At 37.8% G+C, this 19324-nt stretch carries 19 protein-coding genes and 3 pseudogenes; 11 read left to right on the top strand and 11 right to left on the bottom strand.

Going from position 1 to position 19324, the window contains the following annotated elements:
- Positions 1-292: 292 nt before the first annotated feature.
- Positions 293-661 (top strand): annotated as a pseudogene (locus UFO1_RS13245) (sigma-70 family RNA polymerase sigma factor); the annotation flags it as partial.
- A gap of 50 nt (positions 662-711) precedes the next feature.
- On the opposite strand, the gene UFO1_RS13240 reads toward UFO1_RS13245, so the two are convergent.
- Positions 712-2265, bottom strand: coding sequence for a recombinase family protein (locus tag UFO1_RS13240; RefSeq protein WP_038671485.1), 1554 nt, complete (start codon positions 2263-2265; stop codon positions 712-714).
- Positions 2266-2378: 113 nt separating this feature from the next.
- Here UFO1_RS13240 and UFO1_RS13235 point away from each other — a divergent pair, with 113 nt between their 5' ends.
- Positions 2379-3350, top strand: a complete 972-nt coding sequence (locus tag UFO1_RS13235; RefSeq protein ID WP_201771021.1) for an AraC family transcriptional regulator — start codon at positions 2379-2381, stop codon at positions 3348-3350.
- Between the two features lie 207 nt (positions 3351-3557).
- On the opposite strand, the gene UFO1_RS13230 is transcribed toward UFO1_RS13235, so the two are convergent.
- From UFO1_RS13230 to UFO1_RS13220, 3 genes are all read right to left on the bottom strand, one after another.
- Complete coding sequence (locus UFO1_RS13230; protein WP_038671483.1) at positions 3558-3914, bottom strand: YmaF family protein; 357 nt, start codon at positions 3912-3914, stop codon at positions 3558-3560.
- 426 nt (positions 3915-4340) lie between these two features.
- The gene (locus tag UFO1_RS13225; RefSeq protein ID WP_038671480.1) at positions 4341-5324 is read right to left on the bottom strand and encodes a lipopolysaccharide assembly protein LapB; all 984 of its coding nucleotides are present in this window, start codon (positions 5322-5324) and stop codon (positions 4341-4343) included.
- Between the two features lie 272 nt (positions 5325-5596).
- A complete protein-coding gene (locus UFO1_RS13220) occupies positions 5597-5812 on the bottom strand; it encodes a hypothetical protein (RefSeq protein WP_038671478.1) in 216 nt (71 codons plus the stop codon).
- A gap of 859 nt (positions 5813-6671) precedes the next feature.
- Here UFO1_RS13220 and UFO1_RS13215 point away from each other — a divergent pair.
- Entirely contained in the window at positions 6672-6965 is a 294-nt protein-coding gene (locus UFO1_RS13215) for a hypothetical protein (RefSeq protein ID WP_038671476.1), read from the top strand.
- A 606-nt stretch (positions 6966-7571) separates the two neighbouring features.
- Here UFO1_RS13215 and UFO1_RS13210 read toward each other — a convergent pair.
- A complete protein-coding gene (locus UFO1_RS13210; protein ID WP_051788933.1) occupies positions 7572-8066 on the bottom strand; it encodes a MarR family winged helix-turn-helix transcriptional regulator in 495 nt (164 codons plus the stop codon).
- Positions 8067-8297: 231 nt separating this feature from the next.
- On the opposite strand from UFO1_RS13210, the gene UFO1_RS13205 reads away from it, so the two are divergent.
- From UFO1_RS13205 to UFO1_RS13185, 5 genes and pseudogenes are all read left to right on the top strand, one after another.
- Positions 8298-9482: a MalY/PatB family protein gene (locus UFO1_RS13205; protein WP_038671474.1), complete on the top strand. Its 1185-nt coding sequence runs from the start codon at positions 8298-8300 to the stop codon at positions 9480-9482.
- 33 nt (positions 9483-9515) lie between these two features.
- The gene (locus UFO1_RS13200; RefSeq protein WP_038671472.1) at positions 9516-10769 is read left to right on the top strand and encodes a dicarboxylate/amino acid:cation symporter; all 1254 of its coding nucleotides are present in this window, start codon (positions 9516-9518) and stop codon (positions 10767-10769) included.
- A gap of 17 nt (positions 10770-10786) precedes the next feature.
- A complete protein-coding gene (locus tag UFO1_RS13195) occupies positions 10787-11155 on the top strand; it encodes a RidA family protein (RefSeq protein ID WP_038671470.1) in 369 nt (122 codons plus the stop codon).
- 153 nt (positions 11156-11308) lie between these two features.
- A pseudogene (locus UFO1_RS13190) lies at positions 11309-12477 on the top strand (PLP-dependent aspartate aminotransferase family protein).
- Between the two features lie 496 nt (positions 12478-12973).
- Entirely contained in the window at positions 12974-13156 is a 183-nt protein-coding gene (locus UFO1_RS13185) for a hypothetical protein (protein WP_038671468.1), read from the top strand.
- 268 nt (positions 13157-13424) lie between these two features.
- Here the strand turns inward: UFO1_RS13185 and UFO1_RS13180 are convergent, their stop codons facing one another.
- On the bottom strand, positions 13425-14069 hold the full coding sequence (locus UFO1_RS13180) for a CBO0543 family protein (RefSeq protein ID WP_038671466.1): 645 nt from the start codon (positions 14067-14069) through the stop codon (positions 13425-13427).
- A gap of 141 nt (positions 14070-14210) precedes the next feature.
- Between UFO1_RS13180 and UFO1_RS26210 the strand changes: the two are divergent.
- Positions 14211-14606, top strand: a pseudogene (locus UFO1_RS26210) (single-stranded DNA-binding protein).
- A gap of 124 nt (positions 14607-14730) precedes the next feature.
- Here the strand turns inward: UFO1_RS26210 and UFO1_RS25465 are convergent.
- From UFO1_RS25465 to UFO1_RS13160, 5 genes are all read right to left on the bottom strand, one after another.
- On the bottom strand, positions 14731-14901 hold the full coding sequence (locus tag UFO1_RS25465; protein ID WP_173406223.1) for a hypothetical protein: 171 nt from the start codon (positions 14899-14901) through the stop codon (positions 14731-14733).
- 270 nt (positions 14902-15171) lie between these two features.
- Positions 15172-15639 carry a hypothetical protein gene (locus UFO1_RS25570; RefSeq protein WP_158442829.1) on the bottom strand — a complete coding sequence of 156 codons (468 nt, stop codon included), beginning with the start codon at positions 15637-15639 and terminating at the stop codon, positions 15172-15174.
- A 255-nt stretch (positions 15640-15894) separates the two neighbouring features.
- Positions 15895-16200 carry a hypothetical protein gene (locus UFO1_RS13170; protein WP_038671462.1) on the bottom strand — a complete coding sequence of 102 codons (306 nt, stop codon included), beginning with the start codon at positions 16198-16200 and terminating at the stop codon, positions 15895-15897.
- A 275-nt stretch (positions 16201-16475) separates the two neighbouring features.
- Positions 16476-16934 (bottom strand): CBO0543 family protein, encoded by a 459-nt coding sequence (locus UFO1_RS13165; RefSeq protein WP_038671460.1) that lies wholly within the window; start codon positions 16932-16934, stop codon positions 16476-16478.
- Between the two features lie 42 nt (positions 16935-16976).
- Positions 16977-17510: a hypothetical protein gene (locus UFO1_RS13160; protein WP_051788932.1), complete on the bottom strand. Its 534-nt coding sequence runs from the start codon at positions 17508-17510 to the stop codon at positions 16977-16979.
- A gap of 990 nt (positions 17511-18500) precedes the next feature.
- Here UFO1_RS13160 and UFO1_RS25265 point away from each other — a divergent pair.
- Positions 18501-18665: a hypothetical protein gene (locus tag UFO1_RS25265; RefSeq protein ID WP_158442828.1), complete on the top strand. Its 165-nt coding sequence runs from the start codon at positions 18501-18503 to the stop codon at positions 18663-18665.
- Positions 18666-18831: 166 nt separating this feature from the next.
- A complete protein-coding gene (locus tag UFO1_RS13155; RefSeq protein ID WP_038671458.1) occupies positions 18832-19227 on the top strand; it encodes a hypothetical protein in 396 nt (131 codons plus the stop codon).
- Positions 19228-19324 lie beyond the last annotated feature (97 nt).

The raw sequence follows: 19324 nt of genomic DNA, 5'->3' as shown, positions 1-19324 counted from the left end.
CGATTATATGCTACGTGCTAGAAAGACGCAAGTCTATTATTTAAAAAGTCAGTACTCTTTCATTAATATCTGAATTCAGTAGAGTTGTACATTTATTGCAACGAGAGGAAAAAAATACGAGTAAGAAGTGGAAGTCTAAGGAAACTTTTAAAAAGATCTATGATATACAAAAATTAACAGGCACATGAAGAGATATTATACCATACAATGAAGCAAGTGATTTGCGGGGGTGAATGTTGTGGTGTCTTTTTTTGCGGCATTAGCAGTTTCTATTGTGAATGGCCTTTCCCTACTGGTTTCTTACGTAACCAATAATACTTTTCCCTTACCTCTTTCAGAAAAGGAAGAACAAATATACTTGGAACGGCTAAAAAGCGGAGATGAAAATGCGAAAAGCATATTAATCGAGAGAAATCTAAGATTAGTAGCACACATTGTTAAAAAATTTGATAATACGGGTGAAGATATTGATGATTTAATTTCAATCGGCACAATCGGGCTAATAAAAGCGATTAATACTTTTGATGTAGCGAAGAAAATTCGCTTAGCAACCTACGCAGCTAGATGTATTGAAAATGAAATTTTAATGCATCTTAGAAGTACACGTCGCACGCGTGCTGAAGTTAGCTTATACGATCCTATTGGAGTGGATAAGGAAGGAAATGAATTTACATCATATATTTATCTGTATTGGGCATTGAAGCCATGTAATTACTGGGGTAAACGGGGATTTATCACTAGTGTAAATTGATCACCTTTTTGCCATTTTTCTTTGCGATAGGTGGCATTTTCTAGCACTGACTTTAACATATTATTTTTCTCAGTAGGGTTATTGGATTTCTCATAGACTTCTAAAACGTGTTGAACCTTAGGAATAATATCCTTTTTAGCTTTCTCATGTTGAATCTCATTCGACAAGGCAAATTCTGTTTTGTCGATATTTTTTTTTGTATCAGCAATTTTCTCAGATAATTTTGCTGATCTTTCTAGGTAGGTATCAGCATTATAAATCCCTTTTTCTAATAAGTCATGTAAATTGTCTTTTTGCAGCTCTAATTCTTTTAATTCCTTTTTGAGGTTTTTATATACCTTCTCTTTGAGGTCAATGGTATTATCCTGTTCATTAGCCTTAAAATTATCCCACTGAGCGCGATATTCGTTAAGCCATAGCAGCAGGCCCTCTAATATTTTCTGCTCCACATATTCAAAGCGGCAGCTTTTATTACGACAATACCGATTGTAGCACATGAGGTGAGGGTACTGTTGATGCTGATAAGGACGATAGATCATTGAACCGCCGCATATATCGCATTTAATCAATCCAGCTAGGGGATTGGTAATGCCGTTAATAAGCTGATAGGGCGGGTGATATTTTTTTGACAGCATTTGTTGCACCTGCTCAAATTCTTCAAGAGTGACATAGGGTTCATGACAATCATAAATCCAAATTTGCTCTTCTTTGGGGCGCAATTTTGTTTCCCTGCCAATACGGGTAGTCGACTTCTTCGAAGCTACTTTTTTCCACGCATTAACACCAGCGTAGGTAGGATTCTTTAAAATAGCTAAAATCGATGAGGCAGACCATTTCTTACCCGTATAAGATAGATATCCCATGTCATTCAGTTCATTCGCTATCTTATTGGTTCCCATGTTCATCCTGTATAACTTCCATATTAAAGTCGTAGGTTCACTTTGTTCTGGGTTCTTAATTAAGTATCTCTTGCGGTCTTTTTTCTCTATTAGGTATCCATAGGGAGGTACGGTGCCAAGGTAGTTACCATCTTCCAAGGATCTAATTCTGCCGCCTTGTAAGCGTCTAGTGATGATCTTGAGCTCTTTGCGTGCCATGAAAGATTCAAACTCGGTATATTCTTCGTCCCATTCATCGTTTAAATCATATATTTTACGTGGAGTTACGATCTTAGTTTTTGCTTGTTTAAAGGTTTCTATAATTAAACCTTGATCCTGCATCTTGCCACGACCAAGACGATCAATATCCATACAGAAAACAGATTTCCATTTTCCTTCTTCAATTTCTTTTAGTAGGTTTAACATCTCAGGCCGATGGATGATGCTCTCACCTGACACAACTTCTTCAAAGACTTTAGTAATATTCACACCATATACTTTAGCTGTTTTAAATAATGCCTTTTTATGCTTAGCGAGAGTTTCCCCTTCACCTCTGGATTCTGCTTCCTGATCTTCTCTTGATTTACGGAGATAGAAACAAGAAGGCTCTAGGTCTTTATGATACTGGTTGCTCACATTAGCACCTTCCTTGTTGCGATATCATTATAAATGATATCTTTCAAACATATTTAGTATTTACTTTATACCATAATCGGGAAAAATCCTTCTAATCTATGGTAGGAGTTTATTTGTTTTTAGGGAAAAGAAGTAAGAAGCGTTTTTTTCAAACCTGTCATCGGACAGCATTTAAAGACAGGACAGATAAGCAGAAAGTATTTAATATAGAACTAGAGAGGGGTGGCTCGATGAATTGGCTCGATGCAATGAATAAGGCAGTAGAATATCTGGAGGATAACATTACTGAAAAGCTTGATATTGAGAAGGTGGCGAAAATCGCCTTATCCTCTACGTTTCACTTTCAGCGTATGTATCATATGATTACTGGTATTACAATAGCTGAATATATACGAAGAAGAAGGCTCACACTTGCTGCTCAGGATATTGTATCTGGCGAAAAAATCATTAATGTGGCTTATAAGTATGGCTATGAAACGCCCGAAGCATTCACAAAAGCTTTTGGGAAAATGCATGGAATAAGCCCTTCGGCTGCGCGCGAGCCGGGAGCAAATCTCAAGGCATATCCTAAGCTCTCCTTTCACATTTCAATAAAAGGAGATAAAAATATGGATTATAAGATTGTTGATAAAGAAAGCTTTACAGTAGTGGGTAAACAACGAAGGATAACTATGGTAGACGGAGAAAATTTCAAACAGGTGCCCCAATTTTGGAACGATTGCATGAACGATGGATCATACGAGTGGATTAATTCAAGAGCCGGTGAACGTGGCGTGTTAGGTATATGTAAGGATTTTGGTAAGTATAAAGATGAATTTAATTATATGATAGCAATTGAGAACATCAAAGAAACTCTTCCCAGTGGATATATTTCGACAACGATACCAGCAGCAACCTGGGCTATATTTGAATTAGTCGGAGCACTGCCTGAAGCGATACAGGATCTTACTCGAAGGATATTTACAGAGTGGTTGCCTGCTGCAGGATATCAACATGATTGTGCACCAGAGCTTGAGGTCTATCCTAAAGGTGATATATACTCTCCAGATTACAGATGTGAGATTTGGATTCCTATCAAGAAGTAATAGCGCAAAACTCCTGCTAAGTTGGCAGGAGTTTTGCGTGTTTATGGGACATGGAATCAACAGAGCCGTCCCTGTGAGTCTTCCGAGGGCGACAATATATTTCACTTGATGCAAAAATATGGGGACAAGGATGTTGTTTCAAAACACTAAACATAACCTGTGTCCCTGTACTATATATATCAATTCACTTTTTACCCAAAACCAGGGTTAGTCATCACCAATTGGGTCTTCAATTAGAGTAGCAAACATAAATTGATGCACATGATCCTCAACCTCAGTGGTCATTCCAGTTGCAAAATGCACATGTCTGTCATTTACACGAACTGCTGGACCTGTACGAATACAAATTAAGTGAAAGTGGTCATCAAAAAAGTCTGTTCTTGTTTGGATCTCGTGTACATGCTGATTATTACCTATACAGAGAGCTTCACCTGATACCCCAGCAAAACGGTGGTTATGGGGATCTTCATCATCCTCTGTTGCAATTTTAACGCTTCCTAAAAATTCATGCACATGAAACTGCTCTTCTTCGCAGTGACAACATTTCCTTGTAGCTTCGTCCATGGAAAAGCCTCCTAACTATTTTATATGTTACATTTTATGTTATTTAAGACCATCTTGTTACATTAAGGAAAACATCATTGTGTCCCTATGTTTTCAGAACGTGTTGCCTTTAGCATATGCAGGACAGATCGTTAGCAATAACAGAGAGAAGGGGATCATAATATTCTAAAAAACTTCGCCGTATGTGTCAGGTGACAGTTCTTCGACTTAAATTACTATGAAAAAATTTGCAGTTAGGTGATACGCAGAACTGTATCATTTATAATTGAAAAATAACTCCTGCTAAGTTGGCAGGAGTTTTGTGTGTTTATTGGGACATGGAATACAAAGAGTGGAGTATGTCAGAGTAGGGGTGAGAGTGAGGAAAATTTGAGACTAAATCCACTCAGTATAGCTAATCCCAGTTGCCGTTTAAACTCCCAATAACTATAACCATTCATTGTAAGTATCCCACTTGCCGTTTAGTCGGGATTGAGCCTTTTGACGTTCTTTTGTGTAAAGAGAGGGATAGTATTGGAGAATATTGAGAGAAATTTGGTATTCTTTCAGGGCGGCCTCTTTTTGTCCGCTAAGTTCATATCCTTGGGCCAGATTGAAATGAGCCATTAATATCCTATCGTTAAGTTGAATGGCTTTTAGAGAGTCGGTAATGGAATTGTCATATTGGCCCAATAGGCCGTAAGCGTTGCTACGGTTAATTAGAGCCCCAAAGTTGGAGGGATCAAGTTCGAGAATTGTTGAACAATCGGTGATGTCTTGATCATAATTCTTTAGTCGGCCATTAACTAAGCTACGAATTTCATAGGCACGAATGTTTCGAGGGTCGAGTTCGATTGCTTTATTCACATCGGCGAGAGCAAGTTCATATTGTTTAGTTTCAAAACAGTAGACCCTAGCCCGATATAAATACGATATCGAAATTGGTGTGATTTCGATAAGTTTGGTAAAGTCGTCAATTGCTAAGTCATATTTCTTTAAATAAACATAAAAATTGCCGCGTGAAAAATATGATACAGGATACCCAGGGTTAAGCCGAATTGAGGTTGCGTAATCGGTGAGTGCCAATTCATTTTGACCAACGAGAGAATAAGCCGTACCGCGGTGGGCAAAGGCTTGATAGGATTGTGGGTTGTACTCGATGGCTTTAGTAAAATCGTTAATGGCTACGGAATAATTATTTTTTCTTAGATATGCAAAACCGCGTTGATTGTAGGCTGTTGTATTAGTGGAATCGAGTTCTAGGAGTTGGGAGAAGGTGGCGATTGAATCATCGTATTGTTTGTCATTTAGTTGCTGATTACCGAGGTTTAATAATAAGGTAACGTCTTGACTACTAGTAGCGAAAGCAGTTGGTGATATAAGAAGTAAGACAATTGCTATGATGAACGTCGCAGATTTATAATTAAACATAAAACACCTCCAAGTTAATTTAATAGCAATATTCCATAAAAAGGAGAAAAGTCCTACTGTAATGCAGTGAAAATTAGAGTTAGGAGTTTTGAAATAGTTCACCTTTAGCAATGATACGCGGATCTTTGTTATTTATACTAAAGAAAAACTCCTGCTAGGCAGGAGTTTTTGGCTTATTTCTGAGTGATATGAAATCACCCCTATTAGATAGTGATGCTTTTTTCTATCTAAAGGGGTGAAATTTAGAGGAATATCATGGCTACGGGAAGCTATTAGAATTCTTCAACAAAGTAGTCGACGCCTTTATTATGCTTATGAGTGAAATTTTTAGTTTCTTCGATCATTCCTGCTGATTTTAGTTCTTCCGCTACTTGAAATAATGATTGTTTTTTCGTCTCAGGCAGGTTGTTTACGAAACGATTTATCTTTGTTGTTGGTACTTTTGCGTTAAACCCTACACCGCCGAATTTAATATGATTTTGGGACATAAGGATTCCTCCTTTTTTGTATAGCTTACCCTAGTTTCTAAAGAAATTCTACCAAGATATTGCCTCCGTTCTTTAGTTTCTCCAGACCTATTAAATACAGCCCTGCTTTTCGAGATGGGAAAACTGGTAATTTTTGAATAGGAAGAAGTTTGTGTTGAATAAAACTACTCAATGGAACCGTCCCCATGAGTCTTACGTTGACAATTGAGTAAGTAGCGGCTAATTTAAAAAGAAAAACCGCCTATTACAGCGGATCAGTTTAGTATATTCGTTTTTTAAGATATCAATTATTTTTCCAATTTACTTTTGCTTGCAATCCCCAAGAATTGTAATATAATTAGTAATAGGTGGAAATTAAAAAGTCGCCGTGTCCTGAGAGTGTTGACGCACTCCTAGGCACGAGCAGGTGAACCAGCACCTACACGTAACAGCTAGCTGTCTACGACGACAATTTATTATACCGTGAACTTTCCTTGAAGACAAGGGAAGGTATGTTCGGGGATAATAGTATTGTGGTTTATTGGCAGAGGCTTTGCGTCTGCATGCAATCATGAAGCAAAGCGCATGTGTAGGTTGAATAGACCTCGCATGCGCTTTTTAATTTCCCCCAAAACAGCTGTTTGCTGGTTTCTTCTATCCGCAAATACGGATAGAAGAAACTTCATGCAGTATGAAAATGGGGGGAGATACATTGTTATCAGTAAAAGGTAAGAGAAGAAGAAGCCGTGGCTGCCAAAGCAGCACACTAGCGTGTGGTGGAGATTCCTCCCCGCCATACGAATGGGAGAGATGTAATGTTGATCCAAAATGCAATTACAGGGGAATACATGGATAAGTTAATAGTGAGGAGAGGATTATCGTGAAAAGGGAAAACCTTTTTGAAAGTGCTATGGATTCTATGGAGGATGTTAGTCTTAACATACCGTTGCAGAATATATCAAGCGAATATTATTATTCAAATATAGCGGCTAAAGAATATGAAGATGAACTACGTGCAGCACTGCCCTCGAATTTACATCTCACATTAAGTAGGTTAGCTGATAAAAATAATGAAAGGGAAGCAGCGAGTATGGCTCTTAGTTATCGACAGGGGTTTTCTGACTCAATACGATTTATTATGCAGGCATTGTCCTGGGATCCATCAAGACGGTAAACTGTTGGAACTAGAAAGGGAACAGGTTTATTGTCCCAGGAGTAGTAAATTTCCTGAACAATACAGTACCACTATCTTCATCCCCTCAAGCTGATAAATTCTTGGCTCCAATGTTTGCAGTCATCCCACTTCAATTATCGGCATACTACGCTGCCATCACTCGTGGTTGTGACGTAGATAAACCAAGAAACTTGGCTAAGTCAGTAACAGTAGAGTAGTAAAAAATGATAACCGCGCCTATCCTCGGAAAGTTTGAGGATAGGCGCGGTTTTATTTTAGGGAAAAACTGTTCTTTTTAGAAGAAATATTTTTTCTATAAGGAGGGGGAAGGGTCGTTGGTTAAGCTATCTATCCGTAAATAGTTACTGAATTTTAATATTGTATGGCATTTAAGATTAATCGGGGGGGAACCGTATCATTGGTAATCGCGAAACAAGCCCTGCAAGGATTCTAATATAAATCCCTGCAGGGCTTGATGTATATGAATAAGATAGGCAAGCATACTGTTTATTAATAGAAGAAGTAATCCCTAAAGCCGGAAGGTGTGGCAGATAGAAATAACCGGTCTATTAGTAAACATGAAACAGAAATTAGTATCAAAAACGTCTATTTCTCCAGAAAAAGGTCGAGGTAGATCTCTAAAACACGATAAAACGTATCTAAATCTTCGATAGTACATTTTTTTAACAGAGCCTCAGTAGTATTGCTGATATCAGTAATATCATAAAGCTTATGAGCCCTTGATAAAGCCTTGCCTTGCTCAGTAGGATACAATAGCAATTTTTTATTGTCGTTTTCTTGTTTCGTTTTGTAAATATATCCAGCTTTTTCTAGAGATTTTACTGTCTGGGATATGGCAGAGCGGGTGCGGTTACGTTTTTTTGCAAGTTGAGAAATGGTTACTCCTGGTTCGTGTTCAATTGAAGTCAGGATATGAACTTCTGGCATGCTGATGAGATTACCGGTTCCGTAGTCCTTAGCTTCCTGCATATAATTGTTAAAGTAGTATACAAAATCGTATAACTTTTCTGCACGTACGTTTAAAGTTTTATATAAAGAATCAAGGGATTCTAAGTCCTTTTGTATTGATTGACGTTCCATTTATATTATAACCCCCTATATTAACATGAAGTATAGCATAGGTAATTAAAATTAGACAAGAATTATTTTTAATGAAGCAATTAAAACAGTTTATTTTTTTAGTTAAGCAGATTAACTAAAAAAATAAAAAAATAGAAAAATATAACAAATTTATGCTTGAATATGATGAATTTGTATGATATATTACAAATATAGTTAAGTTGCTTAACAAACAATAAGGAGGGGCTATTTTTGACAACAAATGAATTTGTAAAGAAGTACTCGGTAGAACGTTATGGGACTAGTTCGTTAAAATGGGATGCTTTAGATGTACGTTTTGGTGATCCCGATTTACTTTCTATGTGGGTAGCGGACATGGAATTTAAAACATGTGAAAAAATCATTGAGGCAATGGTAGAGCGCACTAGACATGGGGTATTTGGATATTCCTATATTCCAGATGATTATTATAAGGCATTTTCGCATTGGATGGAAAAACGCCATGGGTTTCCAATCGAGAAAGAATGGGTTCGATTTGCTTCTGGTGTTGTAACGACATTGTACTGGACGATAAATGCCTTTACCAATCCGGGGGAAGCTTGTATGATTTTTACTCCCGTATATTATCCATTTCATAATGCGGTAAAAGACACCGGGAGAAAACTGGTTACCGTAGATTTGGTTAATAATAATGGCTATTTTACAATTGATTATGCTGCAGTTGAAAATGCAATTGTAGAAAATGAAGTGAAGTTATTTATTCAATGTTCGCCGCATAATCCTGCGGGGCGAGTATGGACGGAAGATGAACTAGATCGAATTCTGGGTATTTGTAAAAAGCATAATGTACTGGTTGTTAGTGATGAAATTCATCAGGACATTATCATTGGCGATAAAAAGTTTATTCCGGCAGCAATTATAAGGGACGGGAAGTACCTGGACAATCTTATAACTGTCTCGGCAGCGTCTAAGACATTTAACCTAGCTGCCTTGCTACACAACCATATTGTGATTTGTGATGAAAAATTACGAAAAAGATATGATGCATATGCAAAAACGGTAAACCAGTCAGAAGTAAATGTCATGGGGGTTATAGCTACGCAGGCTGCGTATACGTATGGCGAAGAATGGCTGGAAAATTTGTTGGAAATAATTAGAACGAATTACCGTTATATAAAGGAGGAACTAAATAACAAAGCTCCTGAAATTGTGGTAACTCCCTTGGAGGGTACATATCTGCTGCTTCTAGATCTGCGGAAATATATTAAGCCGGAAGATACGAAAGCCTTTATTCAGGACAAGTGCCGTCTGGCAGTAGATTTCGGAGAATGGTTTGGCGCAAACTTTAAAGGATTTGTAAGACTAAACCTGGCAACAGATCCTAAATATGTACATCGGGCAACTGCCAACATAATTGATATTATCGGGAAACTGTAGTTAGAAATTAATTTACAGAGAGGGATGGTTATAATGTCATTTTTAAAAAACAATAAATCATCATTTTTCCTGTTGGGTAGTATGGTTACGGGCGCTATAATCGGTGCAGTTTGGGGACCTGGTGCTGCTGCATTGCAACCTTTGGCAGACTTATTTTTAAATTTGTTGTACTGCGTCGTGGTTCCTATGATTTTTGTCAGCCTGGTTTCATCAATTGCCAATATGAAAAGTTTGCAAAAATTAAAGAATTTATTGGTAGTGATGATGACTATTTTTCTTCTTACCCAGGTGTTTGCTTCGATATATATGGTTGGCGTATGTGCTGTCTTTGATCCGGGTAAAGACGTTGTTATTAATATGACTGAGGAAGTAAAGGATTTGAAGAGCAATAACAATGTTCTTGCTATGTTTACGGCAAATGATTTTTCGCTGTTGTGGTCACGCAAGAATCTGATGGCGCTGATCGTGTTCAGTATGATGGTCGGTACTGCGCTGTTGTCATTAGGGGAAAAAGGCAAGAATATGGTTGCTTTCTTCGATGAAGGGACTCAGTTGATCATGAAAGTGGTCGGATATGTAATGAAGATTGCTCCTTTGGGATTGGGTGCACTTTTTGCAACGCTGGTAGGAGAGTACGGAAGTGAATTTACCGGTTCTCTAGCCAAAGCCCTGATCATATATTTTGTTGCTGCAATTGTTTATTTTATTTTGTCCAGTATTTTGTTTTCGTATATTGGCGGCGGAGCAGAAGGTGTAAGGCGCTATTTCAGATATTGTTTACCTCCAACATTAACGGCTCTTGGAACATGTTCTTCTGCAGCTTCCATGCCGGTCAATTTTACATTTGCCTCTAAATGCGGTATTTCTAAAGAAGTAGGGGATTTGGTAATTCCCTTAGGAACAAACTTGCAGAAAGATGGCGCATGTTTAATTACAGTACTGAAGATTGCCTTTATGTGCAGCGTCTTTGGTATAAATTTTATGGATCCGGCGATTATACTTAAAACAATTATATGTGCGACGCTGGCTTCTATGGTTATGGGGGCTATTCCGGCAGGCGGTTACGTGGGAGAATTGTTTATCATCTCCATGTTTGGCTTCCCGGCCGTATCCATACCGGTCATGGTCTTAATCGGTACAATTACTGACGCCCCTGCCACTGCAATTAATGTTACCGTACATGTAAGCTCCGCCATGATTGTTGAACGGTTTGTAAATGGGAAGAAATGGATTGAGGAAAAATGTTTTAGTAAACAAGATTCGGCATTTTCGGATTACACAGTATAATACTAGGAGGAAATATTATGAATGTAATCAATACCACAAATGCACCTGGAGCGATCGGACCTTATTCTCAAGGTTATGAAGCGAATGGTTTTGTATTTAGCTCCGGCCAGATTCCGGTTGATCCTGTTACCGGCAGTGTTCCGGAAGGAATTAAGGCACAGGCGGAGCAGAGCAGCAAAAATGTAGGTGCTATTTTGAAAGCAGCAGGAAGTAGCTATGAGAAAGTATTAAAAACCACCTGCTTTCTGGCAGATATGGCCGATTTTGCTGCATTTAATGAGGTATATGCAAAATATTTTATTTCTAAACCTTCCAGAAGCTGTGTGGCTGTAAAAGAACTTCCCAAGGGAGTTCTTTGTGAGATAGAAGCTATCGCTATAAAGTAATATTATAAAGTTGAATACCAGCAAGGTTTATTTGAGTACCTATAAGCCATTGTAAAGGAACATAATAAAGGGGCATAGGAAAGCACCGACTATAGAGGTCAGTGCTTTCCTATTGTTTATGGAAAATTTATTGTAAAGCGGGAAGAAAAGAAAATGGATATAAACAAGAAATACCATTTTGATACCAATGCGATTCATGCAGGCAATGATGGAGAAAATCCTAGCTATGCATTAAATCCTCCAATTTTTCAAACATCCACTTTTGTATTTGAGGATTTAAATCATGTGGAGCGGGTGATGTCATTTGAAAGTGATGACTATGTGTACACCAGAGGGAATAACCCGACCCTGCGGCTGTTTGAAAATAAGATAACAGCTCTAGAAGAGGGGAATGGAGCCGTGGCTTTTGCCTCTGGTATGGCAGCCATTAGCTCGGTATTATTTTCCCTACTACGGGCAGGGGATAATGTCATCGTTAATCGCACGGTGTACGGCTCTACTTTTAATGTGCTGAAAAAAGTGCTACCAAAGTATAATATTAGCCACAAAGTTACTGATTTAAGCAAACTAGAGAATTTGGAAGCCTTAATTGATGAAAAGACTAAGGTGATTTACTTTGAAACGCCATGTAACCCCAACTTAACCATTGTAGATATAAAAAGGGTGGTGGGCATTGCCAAAAAGCATGGAGTGAAAGTAGTGGTGGATAATACGTTTGCCTCTCCTTATTTCCAGAGGCCACTAACTTTTGGGGTGGATGTGGTGATTCACAGTGCCACTAAGTATATCTGCGGACATGGTGATGTGATTGGTGGAGTAGTCGTATCTAATGATATGGATTATATAGTAAGCCTAAAGTTTGAGTATATGTGTGAATTTGGCGGTGTTATGAGCCCTTTTAATGCTTGGCTGTTATTGAGAGGCTTGAAGACTTTAGGTCTGCGTATGAGACGGCATGAGGCCAATGCCATGGAAATCGCTAAGTTTCCAGGGTCATGTACCCAGGATTAGAAAGCTTTCTGGGTTACCAAGTAGCTAAAGAGCAGATGGACGGCTTCGGTGGTATGATTACCTTTGAGGTTATCGGCGGTATAGAAGAAGCCAAGAAGGTTTTAAATGGCGTAAAGCTTCTGCAAATTGCCGTCAGTTTAGGGGACTGCGAAAGTCTGATAGAGCATCCGGCATCTATGACCCACCGGGGCTATCCCCAAGAAAAACTAGAAGAGTTTGGCCTAACAGAAAATATGATTCGTATTTCTGTAGGCTTGGAGTGTGTTAGGGATATTATTGCTGATTTGGAAAATGCTTTGGCGTTACTATGAAAATACTCTTACAACTGATGATAGCTTGAGTCATAAAGTATAATTCGCCGTTAGAGGTGATACGCAGAACTGTATCATTTATAATAGTGAAAAACTCTTGCAAGGATTCTTAAGAGAATATTTGCAGGAGTTTGTATGTTTATGGGCGATATTACAGAGATTAGATTAGATAAAGGGTAATATAAACAAAGGCAAACGTTTGTAAAAACATATTATAAAAGACACAGCCCATCCATTCTAGTAATGGAATAGTGCTGTGTCTTTTATAATATTTTTTCATTCCGAAAAGTCGCAAACTCTTCTGTGATATTAAAGTGTTCCGCTAGTTCCCAAGTCTCGTACAATCCGCTGCCGATTTCGTACTGGCTAAGACGGCGAAGAAATATTAGTGCATATAAACATGAACTAAAAAAATCGAAAGGAGTGATCATAAAGACCAGTTTCTAGGGTCGTCCCCCGGGATCATCCTCATATATATAGTCGAGGTGATGGTTCTATGGAACGGAAATATGATGCAACATATCATCTAGGCAATACTGTCGTTCATGTAGTTGCTCCTCCTCCTATGACAGAAGCGGAGAAGGAAAAGATACTGCGTGAGTTTTATCGCCATGCATGGAATGCCTGGAACTTACTGTCAGTTGAGGAACGCCTGAGGATTAATGCTGAGTATGAGTAACCGGGTAATTCCGGTGCCTAAATTATGTACAAGCAGTGTAGTGGGGCAATTTGAAAATATTCGCTTTAGTATCATAAATCCAATCGGTAAAAAATCATTATTTAATGATACTATCAATTTTAAAAAAGGATGCCCGTCTAGTGGATAGGCAAGTGGGGGTGTGAACGAAAAGAATGTTGTCCGCTTATATAAATTATCACATGAAAGGTGTTGAAAGAACACGCCATATAATTGGCGGTCAATAAGGCGTTTGTAATCTATCCTTTATTCATTTATCAAGCCGATCTTCTTTGTCATCTTTCTTGTTAGCCATAGGTTTTGCTGTAGGTTGAAAGATTGGAGTAAATCGGTGTGAAGATTCCGATTGCCCTTCGTATGTACATTGAATGTGTTTGCAAAGAATAACTATCCATCGAGCTATCATGGCACGGGTTATAAAGGTAATAAAGGTATAACCATGATTCCAGTTTAAGAGTCGTACCTCGCCTATGGCAACAAATAGAGGTGCAATAACAAAACAATAGATAGCTCCCGCGAACACTGTGCCAATAAGATATTTAGACCAAGTATCTGAATACTGGTAGACAATCATAAGGAGGATGGGGGCAAGTGTTAAATGAAACGGGAAAAAGCCAGGTGTAAAGGGGAAAATCCTCACTAAGTACTGCCAAAGTAACAAGTTGTCAGCAATTGTGTCAACAACAGCCGACATCACTGCTAGTAATGAGCCAAATAGGAGCAGTTCTATCAGTTTTGATTTATCAAGTAACTTCCACCAGATGAAATAACTGGAAAAAAGAAAAAGTATAGTAAACCACCATGTGAAAGAAAAAAGTTCTGTGGTTATCCAGGATGTATAAAGTTGGTCCCAGAGCACACTTTTTGTCGCAGCTATCATTTCAGGATTTTGCATGTCCTAACCTCCTTACACTTTATTTTATCCAATAACTGCAATGTAATTCTGGGATTTGAGAAATAACCAACAATATTATGTGATGTTATAAGATTTCTAAAAAGAGTTAGATGGTTACTTATAACTTGCAGGCGACGAGAGATATGTCTATGTAAAGAAAATATAGTCGGTGGTTTAACCCATGCTCCAGAGGTAAATATACCCAAATAGGTAAAGCAGTTTGTAGTTTCACTGTAGACGTAGATACAGGCTATGGAGATCGCAAAAGAGCTGACTTCATACCCGTTATTTCCTGGGAAAAACTAGGCGATATTTGTGGCAATAACCTTACTAAGGGGCGTCGGGTTCTAGTAGAAGGGAGGTTACAGATTCAGGACTATGAAAAGGACGGAGTAAAAAAGGAGAGCTGCCGACGTTGTTGCTCAAAATGTTGAGTTCATGGATAGCAAGGCATCTACATCACCTGAGAAGAAAGATCCAGCCGATCCGACTCAATTTGGTACAGCGATATTCCCTGAAGAAGAAATCCCTTTTTAAGTAAGCCTCGGCAGCGTAGCAGTAAGAAAGCAGAAAAGCTCATGCAGCGGGGACGTGGTAAGTAAAATGTAAGGGCGGGATTTAAATAATTAAAAGGCCAGTCATAAGACTGACCTTATTACAATCACTCTACAGAATTATGTTCGAAGACGTAGGATTCTGTAACGCTTTTAGGACTCGTTTTATTAGTTACTTCTTTTTCAATATCCCCATTTGCTAGGTCCTTTGCAAGACCGCCTTCACTAGGCATTCTATAACGTGTATATGAGCCATCAATTATAGTTTTTTTATCCATGAAATCACCTCCTAATAGTAGTTTTCCCCTAGTTTTTTATTAAATGTAAAGATGTTTATCTATTCATTTTTATATAGCGTAAGGGAGGGACATAATGTGGAGTCTGTTTCCGGCAGAAATTGAGATAAGGGTGATATAAATTTAAAATGGCTGCTCTAAAAGAACAGCCATACTTAAAGCCACGTAAGATAATTATATTTTAGGTAATTCTTCCAGTAGTCATCTAGTTGAAACATTAAGTTCCAATGGCCTTAAATAAATTATTCTTTTTCAAAACCGTCGATGGTGACGGAAAGGGAAGAAAGGGAAGAATGGGAAGAATGGGAAAAATCCGAATCCGAATCTACGTCTACCGAACCCACCGAACCCACCGAACCCACCGAACCCACCAAATCCACCAAATCCACCAAATCTACTTCTACCAAATCCACCTCTGCCGAACCCTCCGAACCCTCCGAATCGAGGCGGATCGTCCATAGGATCGTCCATAGGATCATCCATTGAAACAGCACCGTAAGTTGGTGCGCCACACATTGGACATGCGTCATAACGGCGTTCATCATACTCATTGCCGCAGCAAGAACATACTTTGGAAATATCGTAAGAACAGTTTTGATAAATTCTGTGTGTAGTGGTATGAGTTCCAATGCACCTTCTTTCACACCTAGGCATGGGCTCACACATAGGCTCACACATAGGCATAGGCTCACAACTTGGCATACAATCACATCTAGGCATACAGTTACCTCTTGATTTGTAGGATCCCATTATTATACCTCCAATATTTTTAGGTTTGTTATATTTTATGTATGGTGATAGCAACATGTTACGTTTATTCCTTATTTAACCTTAAAATACATTAGCCTCAAATGGGATGATGAAGTCAATGTAAGTATAATGAGTAAGGGCGATTGGGCTATTTCTAGACGGGAAGATAAAAAAAGAAAGCTCTCTAAAAGAGAGCTTAAATTGGGAGAATGATATTTTTAGCATTTAATGGTTGCATTGTTCATTATACCAAGTCGCATTTTCTGAGAGTACTCCAACAAATAGACGATTCCTAGTATCCACAACATGATTAGATTCTATTGTGTTTAGTAATTTATTAACAACTTCGTCTGGCTCTTGCTGAATATTTCCAACCCATGAGGATTGTTGTATAGGAACACAACCTAATTCGTTTTCAATTACGTTTTTAATTATTACAAAGTCGGTGAAGTCTTTATTTGAAATGTCATATGCAATTAACATAGTTTGAGCTTTTTCTTTGTATGTATGTTCAAAATGTGAAATATCCATTTACATTTTACCTCTCAGTCATTTTTAAGGTATATTATATCGCATTTTGCGAAAAAGTAAACTATTTTGTCGGAAAATATCGGAAATGCAATGAGATTAGTTCCTGAGAAAATGGGAATTGACATAGTGAACTACCATATCTAGTATTTAGCTAAGCGAACCTTATCTTTAGGAATAAATAAGAATATACTCAACGTCGTTACTATTCAAAAAAAATAAAGAAGATTCTTTCCATCTATCGCCATAGAATCATTCCTTTCTTAGACGAGATTGCACTATTTAGATAATTTTTCTAGTTGAAAAATCTTATGATACTGATAAAAAATCCAATACAATATCCAATCAGATACATAAGAATGCCATAAGGACCATCCGTTATAATGTGCCATGTGCCCAGTTATCAAATGGACATATTCTATAGTAATAGCTAAGGCTGTCCAAGCAAACCAATAAGAGAACATACGAAAGAACGTCTGTTTTTGAGGCAGACATTGAATAAAAAGATAGGTAACAACTATATAAACCCCAAAATCATCCATGAGGATTCTTATAATAGTAGGCTCAATTCCGTAATATTCCCAATAAGTTATATAGAAATAGACAATTTGGTCTGAAATTAAACTCAAAAATGATGCAAAAATGCAAACGGGGAATATTTCTTTCCAACGTTTTTTATCGGCAAATAGTAGCCAACAAGCCCAAACTATTACAAATCGAGCATAGAAGAAGGTCATGTAAATTGCTCCTTACTAGGGAAATGGAAACAATAGAATTTCCTAGTCGAGATCCTCATCCACTTGTTGAGTAGAAAGAGGTTTTGCTGCAGCAGGTTGTATATTGTTATCGATAATATGCCTAGCATCAAAGAGAACATCATCCTGCCACATTTGATAGCCGTAAATTACTACTGCATGTATTAAAGTGATTGGCAATGATAGAAAGGGCAATAGGTTAAACTCGAATACACCTCTACTAGGTAAAAAGTAATTTAGCAGAAAAAAATTAAACCCAATGTCTAGAATTGTATTGAATATAAAATACTTCCTAAAATCTCCATAGGTGAACTTAAAAACCCATATTGTTAATACTGGCATAGTACCGAAGAAGTAAGGGAACAATTGATAAAAAGGAAATATTGATACCCGAGTGGCCCAAAATCCTAATGTAGTACCTACGTCGTGAATTATAGTAGTCAAGACTATGGCAAACATGGTAACAGGCATCCAATGCTTTACCTCTTCTTTCCTCATGAAAAAGAGAGATAACCAAGGAGTGAAAAACATTGACCACATAATAACATTAGTACTCAAAAGAGCCACTTCCAATCACTATTTAATATAAATTAGTTTTAACTTATCACTTTGATTATATACAGGGGGGAATCGATATGAATTCTGCAACCGTGGGCGAGTCGAATGGCCTACGCAGTCAGTATACTCCAAGAATCATAAAGAGTTACAAAGGTTATACATTTTAAAAGGCAATTAACTGATCGGCCGAATAGGGCGATTTTCTTTTATGAACGAACAGCGAAATTGCGGGTGTTTTTTATACTAACTAAAGGTAATTTTAATAAAATAATAAGATACTTAATAGTAAAGAATATTAAGTGGAGGGAATAGAATTGTCCATTGTAACCATAAAGATTTATTTTGTTAGCTTTACTTTACTTATATGCGCTGAATACTATCGGATATATAATAAGAAAAAATATTAAGGTTATATTGATTGAGTCATAAGGATTGTATGTTGAAGCGTCCCAATCACGGGGCGCTTTTTATACAAAAATAAACCACGCTTTCCGTGAAGCGTGGTTGGCAAGAGGTTAGAGTTTTAGCAGATTAGTTTAGGAAAATCAACAACAAGTGGAAGAGTCTTCATTGCAGCAGAATAATAACAAGAGGATAATTATAATAATAATACAACCAGAATGCCCAAAGCCATTGCGACCGCCTCCAAAACCACCGAAGCCCATATGTATTCCTCCTTTATATTTATAGCACATTGTATGATTGTTAAATTCGAGAGGTGAATATATTTAAGATGGAAATTAATAGAATTATTTAAGCAGCCACCGGATGAAACATAATCGGTGGCTGTTACTATTTTAGTTACAAGTGAGGTATGTGCTGCAATACCATCTTCTTAGCGTATATCCGTCCGCTATCCATTAAGTGGGAATGGGCGAGTCTTCGAAGTTGGTCACCTCCTAGATGTACGACAAGCATCGTCATTAAAAGCTGGTGGTATGGGGATACGATATATATGCAAGATATGTAATAAGCAGGTTTATTTATTCAATGATGAGGGCAAATGGTTTATGGAAGAAAGGAGAATCCTTCCAAGAAGTAGGAGCGTCAGAAAATAAAACGTCATTTGGTGATGTAGGATATAAAGATCCAATCACAAAAGCGCTAAACCAAGCAATGGATGATGCTAATGAAAAAATAATGAGCAATATATAAAATTCCGCGACATAAGCCACGTCTTACTTTAATTGGTGAGGCGAGGCTTTTTTATTTTGAGGTCAATGTTGCAGCTTGAAATTTGAATATAAATCAAGATTTTAAATAATTTCTTAATAATTACTTTCGATATATAAAGAAAATAAATAAAAGGAGTGTATATGTTATGAGTATATCATCTATTAGTTCAACATCCACAAGCAGTATTTATAGTTCCTCTAGTTCTTCGTCCAGTTCATCGTCCGCTTTAGAAGCGAAAGAGGCAAAGATTAAGCTAGAAATTGCAAAACTCCAGAAAGAAGGTGCAGCTAAAAATGCTGAGAAAATCAAGAGTCTTAATGCACAATTAACGGAAATAGAAACCGAAATTGCTGATGCTAACAGCAGCTCCAACACTACCAGTACCGCCGGTGCCTCTGGCGGCAGTATGCCTAGTGGTGTAGCTACCGGGAGTACGGCAGCTACTGCTGCAGCTGCCGATGTCTCCGGTACAACCAGTACGACCAGTACTTCGTCAAGTGATGTAGGTCCGGCTTACACTGTTGAACTTAGTAGCAAATAATTCTATCAGGAAAAATAGCATGAATTGTTTCGGGATCAAGGTAGATGGTTCATGGAACAGAAATAAGTAAATAGGGTAGAAATAAGAAATCCCTAGG

Origin of the sequence: Pelosinus sp. UFO1 (assembly GCF_000725345.1) — a bacterium.
Taxonomy (GTDB): domain Bacteria; phylum Bacillota; class Negativicutes; order DSM-13327; family DSM-13327; genus Pelosinus.
Note: the sequence above shows the minus strand (reverse complement) of the source record. Positions and strands in the feature narration are given on the sequence as shown.

Coding starts and splice junctions, on each gene's coding strand:
- UFO1_RS13230 (WP_038671483.1), bottom strand. CDS start 3,914: ATGGACGAAGCTACAAGGAAATGTTGTCACTGCGAAGAAGAGCAGTTT.
- UFO1_RS13225 (WP_038671480.1), bottom strand. CDS start 5,324: ATGTTTAATTATAAATCTGCGACGTTCATCATAGCAATTGTCTTACTT.
- UFO1_RS13220 (WP_038671478.1), bottom strand. CDS start 5,812: ATGTCCCAAAATCATATTAAATTCGGCGGTGTAGGGTTTAACGCAAAA.
- UFO1_RS13210 (WP_051788933.1), bottom strand. CDS start 8,066: ATGGAACGTCAATCAATACAAAAGGACTTAGAATCCCTTGATTCTTTA.
- UFO1_RS13200 (WP_038671472.1), top strand. CDS start 9,516: ATGTCATTTTTAAAAAACAATAAATCATCATTTTTCCTGTTGGGTAGT.
- UFO1_RS13195 (WP_038671470.1), top strand. CDS start 10,787: ATGAATGTAATCAATACCACAAATGCACCTGGAGCGATCGGACCTTAT.
- UFO1_RS13185 (WP_038671468.1), top strand. CDS start 12,974: ATGGAACGGAAATATGATGCAACATATCATCTAGGCAATACTGTCGTT.
- UFO1_RS13180 (WP_038671466.1), bottom strand. CDS start 14,069: ATGCAAAATCCTGAAATGATAGCTGCGACAAAAAGTGTGCTCTGGGAC.
- UFO1_RS25465 (WP_173406223.1), bottom strand. CDS start 14,901: ATGGATAAAAAAACTATAATTGATGGCTCATATACACGTTATAGAATG.
- UFO1_RS25570 (WP_158442829.1), bottom strand. CDS start 15,639: ATGCCTAGATGTGATTGTATGCCAAGTTGTGAGCCTATGCCTATGTGT.
- UFO1_RS13170 (WP_038671462.1), bottom strand. CDS start 16,200: ATGGATATTTCACATTTTGAACATACATACAAAGAAAAAGCTCAAACT.
- UFO1_RS13165 (WP_038671460.1), bottom strand. CDS start 16,934: ATGACCTTCTTCTATGCTCGATTTGTAATAGTTTGGGCTTGTTGGCTA.
- UFO1_RS25265 (WP_158442828.1), top strand. CDS start 18,501: ATGATGAGGGCAAATGGTTTATGGAAGAAAGGAGAATCCTTCCAAGAA.
- UFO1_RS13155 (WP_038671458.1), top strand. CDS start 18,832: ATGAGTATATCATCTATTAGTTCAACATCCACAAGCAGTATTTATAGT.